The sequence below is a fragment of the Acidocella sp. C78 genome (genome assembly GCF_907164655.1).
Genome location: NZ_CAJQZK010000011.1, coordinates 1 through 14,099, shown reverse-complemented (window position 1 = coordinate 14,099; position 14,099 = coordinate 1). Strand labels below are relative to the sequence as shown.

The window sequence follows — 14,099 nt, the reverse complement described above, 5'->3', positions numbered from 1 at the left end:
CCTTGCCACGCGGCGCGGGCGATTTCTACCCCGAATTGGCCCCGGCGGCACCGGATGCTATAGGCCGCGCGAGCCCGGCCCCTCCGGGCCTTCCCCACGCCGCGCCGGAACCCGTATCGACATGACCGACGACCTGCCGCCCCACCCCGCTTTGCTGCCCGCGGGCTTCACCGACCTGCTGCCGCCGGACGCCGAGGCCGAGGCGCGGTTGACCGAAACGCTGACGGCGAGCTTCGGCGCGCATGGCTATCAGCGGGTCAAGCCGCCGCTGGTCGAGTTCGAGACCACGCTGCTCGCCGGCAGCGGTGCGGCCGTGGCCGAGCAGACCTTCCGGCTGATGGACCCCGAATCGCAGCGGATGATGGGCGTGCGCGCCGACACCACGCCGCAGATCGCCCGCATCGCCACGACAAGGCTCGCCGCCGCCGCAAGGCCGCTGCGCCTCGCCTATGCCGGGCAGTGCCTGCTGGTGCGCGGCTCGCAGCTCGCCCCCGAGCGGCAGGTGGCGCAGGCGGGCATCGAGCTGATCGGGCCGGATCTGCCGGCGGCCGACGCCGAGATCATCATCACCGCCGCCGCCGCGCTCGCGGCGACCGGCATCGGCGAGGTCAGCGTCGATCTGACCATGCCGCCGCTGATCCCCGCCTTGCTGGGCGACACCTCGGCCCACACCGCGCTGGTCCGCGCGCTCGACCGCAAGGACGCCGCCGAGATCGCGGCGCATGGCGGCGCGCTGGCCCCGACGCTGCTCGCCCTGCTGGATGCCGCCGGCACCGCCGAGACCGCGATCGTCCGCCTCGCGGCGATCGACCTGCCCGCCCCGGTTCGTGCCCTGGCGGACCGGCTGAGCGCCACGGTCGCCGCCATTCGCGCGCTGATGCCGGCCTTGCGGCTGACCATCGACCCGGTCGAGTTCCGCGGCTACCGCTACCATACCGGCGTCGCCCTCACGATCTTCGCGCCCGGCCGCCAGGCCGAGTTCGGCCGCGGCGGGCGCTATCTCTGCGACAATGGCGAATCGGCGACCGGGATCACCCTCTATCCCGACACGATCCTCGCCGTCGCCCCGCGCCCTTCCCTGCGCCCGCGCCTGTTCCTGCCCGCCGGCACCCCGGCCGATGCCGGGGCCCGCGCCCGCGCCGAGGGCTTCGCGACCATTCGCGGCCTCGCCGCCGCGGCGGATGACGCCGCCGAGGCGCGCCGCCTGTCCTGCTCCCATCTCTGGCGCGAGGGCCGCGCCGTTCCGCTCGAAGGATAACGCCATGGCAAATGTCACCATCATCGGCGCGCAATGGGGCGACGAGGGCAAGGGAAAGGTGGTCGACTGGCTGGCCTCCCGCGCCGATGTCGTCGTCCGTTTCCAGGGCGGGCACAATGCCGGGCACACGCTCGTGGTCGGCAACCAGACCTACAAGCTCTCGCTGCTTCCCTCCGGCCTCGTGCGCGGCAAGCTCGGCGTGATCGGCAATGGCGTGGTGGTCGACCCGGTAGCGCTGCTCGCCGAAATCGGCCGGGTGCGCGCGCAGGGGCTGAACGTCTCGCCGGAAACCCTGCGCATCGCCGACAACGCGCCGCTGATCCTGCCGCTGCACGCCGCCCTCGACGCCGCGCGCGAGGCGGCACGCGGCGCACGGCGCATCGGCACCACCGGCCGCGGCATCGGCCCCGCCTATGAGGATAAGGTCGCCCGCCGCGCCATCCGCATCTGCGACCTCGCCGAACCCGAAACGCTCGACTGGCGGCTCGACGAGCTGCTGCTGCACCACAACACGCTGCTGGCCGGCCTCGGCGCGCCCACCTTCGGCAAGGCCGAGCTGATGGACCAGCTCCTCGCTCTGGCACCGCAGATCCTGCCCTTCGCCGAGCCGGTGTGGGAACGGCTGGCGGAGGCCAAGAAGGCCGGCGCGCGCATCCTGTTCGAGGGCGCGCAGGCGGTGATGCTCGATGTCGATCACGGCACCTACCCGTTCGTCACCTCGTCCAACACCGTTTCCGGCCAGATCGCGGCGGGCGCCGGCGTCGGGCCCGACGCGGCGGGGCGGGTGCTCGGCATCGCCAAGGCCTATTCCACCCGCGTCGGCTCCGGCCCCTTCCCGACCGAGCAGGACAACGAGATCGGCCGCCATCTCGGCGAGCGCGGGCACGAATTCGGCACCGTCACCGGCCGCGCCCGCCGCTGCGGCTGGTTCGACGCCGCCCTTGTCCGCCAGGCGGTGAAGGTCGGCGGCATCCAGGGCCTGGCGCTGACCAAGCTCGACGTGCTCGACGGGATGACGACGCTGCAGATCGGCGTCGGCTACCGCATCGGCGGCGAAACCCTGCCCCATCTGCCGCCCGGCGCCGCGGCGCAGGCGAAGGCCGAGCCGGTCTATGAAACCATCGAGGGCTGGTCCGGCTCGACCCGCGGCGCCCGCTCCTATGCCGATCTGCCGGCGCAGGCGATCAAATATGTCCGCCGCATCGAGGAGCTGGTGGAATGCCCGGTCACCCTGCTCTCCACCAGCCCCGAGCGGGATGACACGATCCTGATGCAGGACCCCTTCGCGGACTGAGCGCAACGCGGCACAATCCCGCGCCGTGACAGGCGGCGCGGCGGCGGCAACGACCGCCCCGGACATGGAGGAAACGACGATGAAACCGAGATCAGCCATCCCGCACGCGCGGCGACTCGCACTTCGGGCCGCCGCGGCGATGGCGGCGGGCACGCTCGCCGCGCCGCTGGCGCCCGCGGCGAAGGCTGCGCAAACGCCCGCGGCGAAGGCGCCCCTCATCGTCGCGCCGCTCGCGCCGGCGCAGCCGCGGGACGCGAAAGCCAGGGCAACCGGCGCCAAGGCGCCGATCGCCATCCGCACCATCCGCGTCAATGTCGCCCCGCTCGCCGGTGCGGCGATCAACGCGGCGAAATGGCCCGCCCTCGTGCAGCAACTGGGCAGCCGGCAGATCAACGTTGCCGGCAACCCGAGCGTCGTCGCCGCCCTTGGCCGCTCCGCTTCCGGCGTCAACCTGCAGAACAGCCAGGCCAACCCCTACCAGCCGGACATCATCTATCACGGCTTCACCCTCTCGCCGATCCAGGGCACGCCGGAGGGCATCAGCGTCTATGTCGGCGGCGCGCGCTTCAACGTTCCCTTCGGCGACCTCGCGCTGTGGAGCGTGCTGCCGCAGGCGGCGATCGCGCATATCAGCGTCGAGGACGCCAACCCGCTCTTCGGCCTCAACGCCCTCGGCGGCGCGCTCAGCGTGCAGATGAAGAACGGCTTCACCTATCATCGCGGCGAGGTCGAGCTGTCCGGCGGCTCGTTCGGCACGCTGCGCGGCAACGGCCAGTATGGCATAAGCCACGGCGACACCGCCGCCTATATCGCGGTGCAGGGCGCGCGCTCGGGCGGCTGGCGCGACCTGCAATCCTCGGCCCTCGAAAGCGCCTATGCCGATCTCGGCTGGCGCGGCCCGCATGCCGAGCTGCACATCAACGGCATGTTCGGCCATTCCTTCCTCAACGGCCCGGCGACGGTGCCGGCGAAGCTGCTCGCGATCGCGCCGGGAGCGGAATATACCGGGCCGAACTCGATCGAGGACACCTATGCGCGCATCGCCGCGACGCTGAACGACCGGATCGACAGCCACACATCGGTGCAGGCGGTGTTGTATTACGACCATCTGCGCGAGCACCTGATCAACGGCAACGGGCCGGTCGATGCGCAATGCACCGACGGCTCGACCAGCCATCTCTGCGGGCTGGGCTCGACGACGCCGGCCACCCTGCTCGGCGGGGGCACCGTGCCCTATTTCGCGGTGCCGTCCGGCTATGTCGGCTACGGCTCGCTCGCGGTGAACAGCACCACTACCGATGGCTACGGCGCCACCGCCCAGCTCAGCCGCAAGGACGTGCTGTTCGGGCTGAAGAACCACCTGATCGCCGGCGCGAGCTTCGATGGCGGCTTCACCACCTTCACCGCCACCAATTTCGACGGGCTGCTCAACGCCGTCCGCGTCTATGCCGCGCCGCCGGGCAGCGGACAGGGCTACCAGACCGACGAGCCGGGCGCCCTGCCCTCGGCCGAGGCCATCCGCAACGCCTATTACGGCCTCTATCTGTCGGATTCGCTCGACCTGACCCCCCGCCTCACCCTGACGCTCGGCGGGCGGCTCAACATCGCCCAGATCGACCTGCACAATACCGAGGCCGCGAGCGTGCTCGCCGCGGGCCAGGTGCAGAACCAGGCGGATCTCAGCGGGCATCACAACTACCAGCACTTCAACCCCACGATCGGCTTCAGCTACCGGCTGACCCCGCTCGCCTCGCTCTATGGCAGCTACTCGGAGGCCAATGCCGCGCCCACCCCGGCCGAGCTGACCTGCGCCAACCCCACCGACCCCTGCACCCTGTCCAACTTCATCACCTTCGACCCCAACCTGAAGCAGACCGTCACCAAGAATCTCGAAGCCGGCATCCGCGGGGCGCTGCTGGTCGGCGGTGACGGCACGCTGACCTACAATTTCGATTACTACCACATCCGCGCGAATGACGATGTCGAGTTCCTCGCCACCGACCTCAACAACAACACCAACGGCTATTTCGCCAATATCGGCGGCGTGCTGCGCCAGGGCGCCGATCTCGCCCTGCGGCTCGATTTCGCGAAATGGGATGCGTATTTCAACTATTCGCTGATCGAGGCGACCTATCGGAGCGGCTTTCAGGTCGCCTCGCACAGCCCCTCGAATGTGGGCGGGGTGATCACCGTGCGGCCGGGCGACCGTCTGGCCGGCGTGCCGGAGAACCTTTTCAAGTTCGGCGCCGACTACAAGGCGACGCCGGCCTGGACGCTCGGCCTGTCGGCCAACGCGCAGACCGGCACGTATCTGCATGGCGACCAGTCGAACCAGCAGCCGCAACTGCCCGGCTTCGTCGTGCTGAACGTCACCACCAGCTACCGGCTCACCCCGCGCATCACCGTGTTCGGCGAGGTCGATAACGTGACCGACGCGCATTATTACGTCTATGGCGGCTTCTCCAACCCCGCCGGCATCGCCTATGTGCTCGGCCCGGCCTATGCCGCCGACAACCGCGCCTATTCCACGGCGGCGCCGATCGCCGGCTATGCGGGGGTGAAGGTGAAGTTCTAGAGCATCATCCGATCAGATGGGGTCATCTGATCGGATCAAGATGCTCGGAATATCAATACGCCATGGCGCCGCTCAGCCGCCGCGGAAGGCCTGCACCGCGGCGGCGGCCCCCTGGGCGATGAAGGCGGCATCGGAGCCGACGGTGACGAGATCGAACCCGGCCGCGACCATCTTCCGCGCATAGGCGGGCGAACCCGTATGCACCGCGGCGCGCTTGCCGTGATGCTTCGCCCGGGCGAGGATGTGCAGGATCGCGTCATAGACGGGCGAGGCTTCCGGGTCGAAGCGCGGCGCCTCGCCGAGCGAGAGCGCGAGATCGTTCGGCCCGATATAGACCGCGTCCAGCTCGGGGATCGACACGATCTCGTCGATCGCCTCCAGCGCCGCGCGCGTCTCGATCATCGCGAAGCCGGTCACCATGTCATCGGCGCGGCGCGCGTAATCGGCGCCATGCACGAGGGCGGCGCGGATCGGGCCATAGCTGCGCCGGCCGCGCGGCGCGTAGCGCAGGCAGGAGACGAAGGCCTCGGCCTCTTGCCGCGAATTGATCATCGGGCAGATCACGCCGAGCGCGCCGGCATCGATCGACTTCATCACGATTCCCGGGTCGAACCACGGCACCCGCACCATCGGGATCACATCGGCGGCGGCCATCGCCGTCAGCATCGGCACCAGGCCCGAATAGTCCACCAGCCCGTGCTGCATGTCGACCGTCAGGCTATCCCAGCCCTGCCGCGCCATCAGCTCGGTGGCGAAGCCGGCGGGGACCGACAGCCAGCCATTCAGCACGGCACGGCCGGACTCCCAGTGTTGTTGCAGCGTCATCGTATATCCTCCCGCATGATTTGACGGCAGCATTCCATAGCTGGCCGCGCGAGACAAACCGCATCGGCACCCACCTCGTGATCCGCGGCGTGTCTGCCCTGCAACACTCCGTCGCGAAACCGCGCCGGTTGCCATCGCGCGATTGCGATCGGCGATCGATGAGGCTACATTTCACTGAAATGACACAAAAAAAGCCCCGCCGGAACACCGGCGGGGCAGTCAACAGGGAGGCTTCACGTCTGGGAGACGTCGGGATCCGAAGACCCCTATCCGGTCGGTCAGGACCGGATGGCAAACGGCATCGCTGCCGAAACTCCTGAGCGGGCGAACCCGTCTCTCATGCAGATAATGCGCCGCGAGCCCCGGAAAAGGGGGGACGGCATGAAGCCGCCATGAACTTATCGCATAACCTGAATGTCTGCGACGCGGCTCAGGCCGCGTCTAATGTCCGCAACGCGGCTCAGGCCGCGCGGAATGTCAGCAACGCGGCTCAGGCCGCGCTGGCCAGGGCGGCGAGCTCCTGGTTGAACCGCTCGGCGAATTCGTATTGCGGGGTGTGCCCGCATTCGGGGTAGAGCGAGAGCCGCCCCTGCGGCACGGTTTCGGCGATATGCCGCGCCATTGCCGGCAGCACGATATCGTCCTCCTCGCCCTGGGTGACCAGCGCCGGCCGGTCGAGCGCGGCCAGCGTGTCGGTGAAGTCGAGCGTGCGCATCAGCAGGAAGGCGCGCACCGCCGGCGGGGTGAGCGCGAAGCCCGCCAGCGCCCGCTCGGCATCGGCCGCCGGCAGCGGCCGGTGGGTGGTGGCGTGGATCACGCTGCGCGCGCCCTCGATCATCACCGCCGGATCGTCGCTGGCCGCCATCACCGCGCCCTCGATGAAGCGGGGGCCGATATGCATTGGCGGGTTCGAGGAAATCACCGCGGCGCCGACGAAATTCACCGCACTCACATTGCGGGTGCCGTGCCGGGCGAGATAGTCGCCGACGACGTAGCCGCCATAGCTCGCCGCGACCAGCACCGGCCGGCGCAGGCCGAGCGCGATCATCACCGCGGCGATGTCGTCCGCCCAGTGCGCGCCGGTCTGGTAGAGTTCAGGGTCGAGCGGCCGGTCGGAAAACCCGTGGCCGCGCAGGTCCATGCAGACCAGGCGGAAGCGCTCGCGCAGCGCGCTGTCGAACTGCCCGCGCCAGGCGAGATAGCAGGACGACCAGCCATGGATGAACAGGATGGGCTGCGCCGCTTCCGGCCCCCATTCACGCACATGCAGCCCGACGCCGCCCGAGCCCATCACCCGATGGACCCGGCCGGCCTCGTGCTCGATCATTCCGCCCACCGCCGCGCGGCCGCTCAGCCCAGCCGGTTGCGCACGAGGTCGTCCACCACCCCCGGATCGGCGAGGGTCGAGGTATCGCCCAGGCTGTCGGTCTCATTGGCGGCGATCTTGCGCAGGATGCGGCGCATGATCTTGCCCGAGCGGGTCTTGGGCAGGCCCGGCGCCCACTGGATCGCATCCGGCGCCGCGATCGGGCCGATCTCCTTGCGGACCCACATCACCAGTTCCTTGCGCAGCTCCTCGGTCGGCTCCTGGCCGGCGACGAGCGTGACATAGGCATAGATGCCCTGGCCCTTGATGTCGTGCGGGAAGCCCACCACCGCGGCCTCGGCCACCATGGCGTGCGCCACCAGCGCGCTCTCGACCTCGGCGGTGCCCATGCGGTGGCCGGAGACGTTGATGACGTCGTCCACCCGGCCGGTGATCCAGTAATACCCGTCCTCGTCGCGGCGCGCACCGTCGCCGGAGAAATAGAAGCCGCGGAAGGTCGAGAAATAGGTCTGGATGAAGCGCTCGTGATCGCCATAGACGGTGCGCATCTGCCCAGGCCAGCTATCGGCGAGGCAGAGATTGCCTTCCGTCGCGCCGTCCAGCACGTTGCCGTCGCCATCGACCAGAACCGGCTTCACGCCGGGCAGCGGCAGCGTCGCCGACCCCGGCTTCTGGTCGATCGCGCCGGGCAGCGCCGAAATCAGGATGCCGCCGGTCTCGGTCTGCCACCAGGTATCGACGATCGGGCAGCGCTGGTCGCCGACGACGCGGTAATACCACAGCCAGGCTTCCGGGTTGATCGGCTCGCCGACCGAGCCCAGCACCCGCAGCGAGGCGCGCGAGGTTTTCTTCACCGGCCCCTCGCCGTCGCGCATCAGCGCGCGGATCGCGGTCGGGGCGGTGTAGAAGATGTTGACCTTGTGCTTGTCCACCACCTGCCAGAAGCGGCTGGTGTCGGGGTAGTTCGGAATTCCCTCGAACATCAGCGTCGTCGCGCCATTGGCGAGCGGGCCGTAGACGATATAGGTGTGCCCCGTCACCCAGCCGACATCGGCGGTGCACCAGTACACCTCGCCCTCGTGATAGTCGAACACGTATTGATGGGTGAAGCTCGCCCAGACCATGTAGCCACCGGTCGTGTGCAGCACGCCCTTGGGCTTGCCGGTCGAGCCGGAGGTGTAGAGGATGAACAGCGGGTCTTCGGCGTTCATCGGCTCCGGCGGGCAGTCGAGCGGCATGGTCGCGGCCGCCTCGTGATACCACACGTCGCGGCCGTCCTGCATGTCCACAGCGCCGCCGGTCGCCTTCACCACCACGACCTTCTTCAGCATCGGGCAGGATTTCGCCGCGGCGTCGACATTGGCCTTGAGCGGCACCTTGCGGCCGCCGCGCCGGCCCTCGTCGGCGGTGATCAGGATCGAGCTGTCGCAATCCTGGATGCGGTTGGCCAGGCTGTCCGGCGAGAACCCGCCGAACACCACGGAATGGATCGCGCCGATCCGCGCGCAGGCGAGGATCGCCACCGCGGCCTCGACGATCATCGGCATGTAGATCGTCACCCGGTCGCCCTTGCGCGCGCCGAGCGATTTCAGCACGTTCGCCATGCGGCAGACTTCGGCGTGCAGCTCGCGATAGGTCACGTGCCGCTGTTCGCTGGGATCGTCGCCTTCCCAGATGATGGCGACCTGGTCGCCGCGGGTGGCGAGATGCCGGTCGAGGCAGTTGGCGGAGGCGTTCAGCACGCCATCCTCGAACCACTTGATCGAGACGTTGCCGGTGAAGCTGACATCCTTGATCCGGGTCGGCGGCGTCATCCAGGTGATGCGCTTGCACTCCTCGGCCCAGAACGCCTCCGGGTTCTCCGCCGCGCGGCTTGCCATGTCGTCATATTTCGCGCGGTTGATCAGCGCGCCGGCGGCGATTTCCGGCTTTACGGGAATGATTTCGGGCTGCGACATGCTCGGTTCCTCATCAAATTTATTAAGCCATTTTTTTTTACCGGTATGGCATGTTTGTGCGGCATCCGAAAGTATTGCGCTGCAAAAAACCGTTGCCTAACCGGCCATCAGCGCCGCTTCCATCGCCGCCACCGCGCTCATGTTCACGAGGCCGCGCGCCGTCACGCTCGGGATCGCGATATGCAGCGGCTTTGACAGGCCGAGCAGGAACGGCCCCACCGTCACCGCCTCGCCCGCCGCCTTGAGCAGGTTGAAGCCGATATTCGCCGCGTCGATCGAGGGCATGACCAGCAGGTTGGCCGAGCCGGTCAGCCGGCTGTCGCACACCGCGCGGGCGCGGATCGGCTCGAACAGCGCGGCGTCGGCGTGCATCTCGCCATCGACCTCAAGTTCCGGGTCCTGCGCGTGGATCAGCGCCAGCGCCCGGCGCATCTTGCGCGCCGAGGCCGAGTTCGACGCCCCGAAATTCGAGTGCGACAGCAGTGCGACCTTCGGCGCAATCCCGAAATGCGACACCATTTCCGCCGCGAGATGCGTCATCTCGGCGATGTCTTCGGAGGACGGGTCCTCGTTCACATGCGTGTCGCAGAAGAACAGGTTGCCGCTTTGCAGGATCAGCGCCGTCATCGCCGAAACCCGCTTGATGCCCGGCTTGCGCGGGATGATCGGCATCGCGTAGCGGAACTGGCGCGACCAGTCGCCGAGCCCGCCGCAGATCGCCGCATCCGCCTCGCCGGCGGCGAGCAGCATGCCGGCGGCCACGGTCGGCCGGCGGGAGAGCTGGCGCTGGGCCGCATCCGGCGGCACGCCGCGGCGATTGACGATGTGCTGGTAGTTTTCCAGCAGCCGGCGGAACAGGCCCTGCTCGCGCTCGAAATCGATGATGCGGAAATCCTGCTCCGGCTTCATCCGCAGGCCGAGGGCCGCGATCCGCTGCATGATCGCCGCGGTGCGGCCGACCAGCAGCGGCGTGCCCATCCGGTCGTCGATCACGCTCTGGGCGGCGCGCAGCGTCCGCTCGTCCTCGCCCTCGCCATAGACGATCCGCACCTTCGCCGAGCGCGCGACCTCGATCACCGGGCGCAGCAGCAGGCCCGAGCGGAACACCAGCCGTTCGAGATCGTGCTGATAGACGTCGAAATCCGCGATCGGCCGCCGCGCCACCCCCTCATCCATCGCCGCCCGCGCGACGGCGGGGGCGATGTGCAGGATCAGCCGCGGGTCGAACGGTTTCGGAATGATGTAGTCCCGCCCGAACACCGGCGCGACGCCGCCATAGGCCGCCGCCACCGTCTCGGACGCCTCGATCCGCGTCAGCTCCGCGATGGCGGTGACGGCGGCAAGCTTCATCCCTCGGTGATGGCGGTCGCCCCCACATCGAGCGCGCCGCGGAAGATGAACGGAAAGCAGAGCACGTTGTTGACCTGGTTCGGAAAATCCGACCGCCCGGTGCAGACGATCGCATCCGGCCGGCGCTCGGCCACCAGCTCGGGGCGGATTTCCGGCTCCGGGTTGGCGAGGGCGAGGATCAGCGGATTGGCGGCGAACTTGTCCAGCCAGTCCGGCTTGAGCACGCCGGGGGCGGACAGGCCGAGGAAGATGTCCGCGCCGTCGAGCACCTCCGGCAGGGAGCGCGCCGCGGTGTCGCGGGCGAAGGGCTCCAGCGTCTCGTTCAGGTTCGGCCGGCCCTTGTAGATCACCCCCTCGATATCGGTCATCACGATGTTCTCGGGGTTGGCGCCGAGCGCGATCAGGATGCGCACGCAGGAAATCGCCGCCGCCCCCGCGCCGGAGGTAACGATCCTGACATCGTCGATCGTCTTGCCCTGCACGATCATCGCGTTCTGCACGGCGGCGCCGACGATGATGGCGGTGCCGTGCTGGTCGTCGTGGAACACGGGGATGTTCATCCGCTCGCGCAGCGTCTGCTCGATGCGGAAGCACTCCGGCGCCTTGATGTCTTCGAGGTTGATGCCGCCGAAACTCGGCTCGAGGGCGGCGACCACCTCGATGAACTTGTCCGGGTCCGGCTGGTCGACCTCGATGTCGAACGTGTCGATCCCGGCGAATTTCTTGAACAATACGGCCTTGCCCTCCATCACCGGCTTGGAGGCGAGCGCGCCGATATTGCCGAGGCCGAGCACCGCCGTGCCGTTGGTGATCACGGCGACGAGATTGCCGCGGGTGGTGTAGTCGAACGCGGTGTCGGGATCGTCCTTGATGGCGAGGCACGCCGCCGCGACGCCGGGAGAATAGGCCAGCGCGAGGTCGCGCGAGGTTTCCATCCGCTTGGTCGGCGTGATCGCGAGTTTGCCCGGCCGCGGATGGCGGTGGTAATCGAGTGCGGCCTTGCGTAACGCTTCATCCATGTCCGGTCCCTCCTGGGTCGGGCCAGAATGCGCGATCAGGGTCGCCCGGACAACCGGGCTTTCACATGGCAGGATAGCGATGAAGAGTTTGTCAGATACCGGGCTGTTCCGGCCCCTCGGGGCGCTCCGGGCATGTCCCGGAGCGTTGGTGCGGTCGAGAAGACTCGAACTTCCACAGGGTTTCCCCCACAAGCACCTCAAGCTTGCGCGTCTACCATTCCGCCACGACCGCCTCGCAGCGGGAGCGCTATAGCCGATGGCGCGCGCCGTATCAACAACCCATGACCACATCGAATGGGCAAAAGCGCCGGGCCTGACCGATTATCCCGCGGCACTCGCGGAAATGCAGGTCCGGGCGGCGGCGATCCACGCGGGCGCGGCGGCCGAGCGCGTCTGGCTGGTCGAGCATCCGCCGCTCTACACCGCCGGCACCTCGGCGCGCGACGCGGATCTGCTGCGCGCCGGCGATGCCGCGGTTTTCCGCACCGGGCGCGGCGGCCAGTGGACCTATCACGGGCCGGGCCAGCGCGTCGCCTATGTCATGCTCGACCTGTCGCGGCCGCATGGCACGGTCCCGCCGCGCGACCTGCGGGGCTATGTCACCGGGCTCGAATCCTGGCTGATCGCCGCACTGGCCGGATTCGGCGTGCGCGGCGAAACCCGGGCCGACCGGGTCGGCATCTGGGTTGCCGATGCCGCCGGCCGCGAGTTCAAGATCGCGGCGATCGGCGTGCGGGTATCGCGCTGGGTCAGCTATCACGGCATCGCGCTCAATGTCGCGCCCGATCTCGGCCGCTTCGGCGGCATCGTGCCCTGCGGCATCAGCGAGCACGGCGTTACCTCGCTCGCCGCACTCGGCATCGCCGCGCCGATGGAGGCGGTCGATGCCGCGCTGGCCGATGCCTTCGCCGGGGTTTTCGGCGCCGCGGCGCGGCCGGTCTGAGCCGCTCAGCCGGCGACCGGCACCGCCGGGGCGCGGCGGAAGGCGGCGGCAAGCCGCCGCGCCATGCCGGTCATCCGCCTTGGCGCAAGCGCCAGCATCACCGCGAGGAAAATCACCCCCGCCGCGCCGCCGCCAATCAAGAGTTGCAGCCGCAGCCCGAAGGCGAGACCGAACTCCCGCGCCAGCGCCGCCATCAGCGCGGCGGTGCCGAGCCGCGCACCGATCAGCGCCGCGACCGGTGCGCCCATCAGCCGCAGCAGCGGCCAGGCCGGCTGGCCGATCCCGATCGACAGCGCCGGCAGCATCAGCAGCGCCACCACCAGCCCGCGGGCGGAGAGCGCCCAGCCGAGCGGCACCAGCCCGAACGGCGCCGCGAACCAGGCGGCGAACGCGATGGTGCCGGCATTCATCGCGGCGAAGGCCGAAACCAGCCCCGGCCGGCGCAGCGCCGTCAGCATCGGCTTGACGAAGGCATAGATGGTCGAGGCGGGGACGATCAGGCTGAGCGCCGCGAATACCGGCGCCGCGCTGGCCCAGCGCGCGCCGAACATCAGCACCACCAGCGGCCCCGCCACCGCGCCGCTCACCGACGCGGCGCCGAGCGAGAGAATGGCGAGAATGTCCATCAGCGCCAATGCCACCGCGAAGCGCCGCGCCGGGTCCTCGCGGACCGCGACGAAAAATCGGCAGGAACACCTTGCTGGCCGGCAGGATCGCGAGTTCCTGCAACACCTCGGCCAGCCGCTGGGCGATCCGGAACTCGCCCACCGCCACCACCGGCACGCGCATGCCGACCAGCACGACATAGCCGGTATGGGCGAGGTAATCGACGAAGGCCGCCCCCATCATCGGCAGGTTGAAGCTGAGGGCGGCGGCCAGCGCTGCCCAGCGCGGCGGCGCCGGCGGTCGCCATCCGGCGGCGATGGATGCGGCCAGCGCGTAAAACCCGATCCCCACCATGCGCTGCACCAACAGCGCCGCCAGCCATAGCCACGAAACACCAGCGCCAGCGCCACGGCCCCGCCCAGCACCGTGCTGCCGACCGACATGAGGCTGAGGGCGCGGAACCTGAACGCCTGCGACAGCCGCGCCGCCGGGACGATCAGGAAGGCGCCGAGCAGGATGTTGAGCGAGAGCGCGCGGGTTACCCAGCCGAGGGCGGGGGCGCGGTAATAGGCGGCGATCGGCGCAGCGGCGGCGAAGAGCAGGATGGTGACCAGCACGGCAAGGATGAGCTGCGCCCAGAACGCCCCGGCCTCGACCACCCGATCCCCCGGCGCGGCGACCACCTGCTCGCCGGCGCCGCCGGCGGTGACCATGCGGGCGAGTTCGGAAATCGCCGAGGCGAGGGCGACGGTGCCGACATCCTGCGCCGAGACGTGGCGGAGCAGGATCACCAGCACGGCGAAACCGAAACTCCGCTCGCCGAGCACGGTCAGCAGGTTCCACGCCGTTCCCCTCGCCGCGCCGCGCTGCAGGCTCACGCCGCGCCCCTCGCCGCCGCGCGGGCGCGATATCCGCAAATCATCATGCCCGAAGATTACATCCTG

The 14,099-nt window shown here is 69.3% G+C and carries 9 protein-coding genes, 1 tRNA gene and 2 pseudogenes; 4 read left to right on the top strand and 8 right to left on the bottom strand.

Features of this window, described 5'->3' with window-relative positions:
* The first annotated feature begins 121 nt into the window (after positions 1-121).
* The 3 genes from ACIDOCELLA78_RS000000104425 (at position 122) to ACIDOCELLA78_RS000000104415 (ending at position 5,127) form a co-directional block, all read left to right on the top strand.
* On the top strand, positions 122-1,258 hold the full coding sequence (locus tag ACIDOCELLA78_RS000000104425) for an ATP phosphoribosyltransferase regulatory subunit (protein ID WP_201728551.1): 1,137 nt from the start codon (positions 122-124) through the stop codon (positions 1,256-1,258).
* A 4-nt stretch (positions 1,259-1,262) separates the two neighbouring features.
* On the top strand, positions 1,263-2,552 hold the full coding sequence (locus ACIDOCELLA78_RS000000104420) for an adenylosuccinate synthase (protein WP_201728550.1): 1,290 nt from the start codon (positions 1,263-1,265) through the stop codon (positions 2,550-2,552).
* A 79-nt stretch (positions 2,553-2,631) separates the two neighbouring features.
* Positions 2,632-5,127, top strand: a complete 2,496-nt coding sequence (locus ACIDOCELLA78_RS000000104415) for a TonB-dependent receptor (protein WP_249675724.1) — start codon at positions 2,632-2,634, stop codon at positions 5,125-5,127.
* Between the two features lie 72 nt (positions 5,128-5,199).
* On the opposite strand, the gene ACIDOCELLA78_RS000000104410 is transcribed toward ACIDOCELLA78_RS000000104415, so the two are convergent.
* From ACIDOCELLA78_RS000000104410 to ACIDOCELLA78_RS000000104390, 5 genes and pseudogenes are all read right to left on the bottom strand, one after another.
* The gene (locus ACIDOCELLA78_RS000000104410; RefSeq protein WP_201728549.1) at positions 5,200-5,952 is read right to left on the bottom strand and encodes an HpcH/HpaI aldolase/citrate lyase family protein; all 753 of its coding nucleotides are present in this window, start codon (positions 5,950-5,952) and stop codon (positions 5,200-5,202) included.
* A 490-nt stretch (positions 5,953-6,442) separates the two neighbouring features.
* Positions 6,443-7,279 (bottom strand): alpha/beta fold hydrolase, encoded by an 837-nt coding sequence (locus ACIDOCELLA78_RS000000104405; protein WP_249675721.1) that lies wholly within the window; start codon positions 7,277-7,279, stop codon positions 6,443-6,445.
* 23 nt (positions 7,280-7,302) lie between these two features.
* The gene (gene acs / locus ACIDOCELLA78_RS000000104400; RefSeq protein WP_201728548.1) at positions 7,303-9,237 is read right to left on the bottom strand and encodes an acetate--CoA ligase; all 1,935 of its coding nucleotides are present in this window, start codon (positions 9,235-9,237) and stop codon (positions 7,303-7,305) included.
* A gap of 96 nt (positions 9,238-9,333) precedes the next feature.
* A pseudogene (locus ACIDOCELLA78_RS000000104395) lies at positions 9,334-11,606 on the bottom strand (NADP-dependent malic enzyme).
* A 146-nt stretch (positions 11,607-11,752) separates the two neighbouring features.
* A tRNA-Leu gene (locus ACIDOCELLA78_RS000000104390) sits at positions 11,753-11,838 on the bottom strand.
* 24 nt (positions 11,839-11,862) lie between these two features.
* Here ACIDOCELLA78_RS000000104390 and lipB point away from each other — a divergent pair.
* Positions 11,863-12,549 carry a lipoyl(octanoyl) transferase LipB gene (lipB, locus tag ACIDOCELLA78_RS000000104385; protein WP_201728547.1) on the top strand — a complete coding sequence of 229 codons (687 nt, stop codon included), beginning with the start codon at positions 11,863-11,865 and terminating at the stop codon, positions 12,547-12,549.
* A 5-nt stretch (positions 12,550-12,554) separates the two neighbouring features.
* Here the strand turns inward: lipB and ACIDOCELLA78_RS000000104380 are convergent, their stop codons facing one another.
* From ACIDOCELLA78_RS000000104380 to ACIDOCELLA78_RS000000104370, 3 genes and pseudogenes are all read right to left on the bottom strand, one after another.
* Positions 12,555-13,190, bottom strand: coding sequence for a hypothetical protein (locus ACIDOCELLA78_RS000000104380; protein ID WP_249675718.1), 636 nt, complete (start codon positions 13,188-13,190; stop codon positions 12,555-12,557).
* 97 nt (positions 13,191-13,287) lie between these two features.
* Positions 13,288-13,473: pseudogene (locus ACIDOCELLA78_RS000000104375) on the bottom strand (polysaccharide biosynthesis protein); the annotation flags it as partial.
* A partial coding sequence (locus tag ACIDOCELLA78_RS000000104370) for an oligosaccharide flippase family protein (protein WP_283770830.1) occupies positions 13,395-14,099 on the bottom strand: 705 nt, incomplete at its 5' end. The gene ACIDOCELLA78_RS000000104370 and the pseudogene ACIDOCELLA78_RS000000104375, both read right to left, overlap by 79 nt.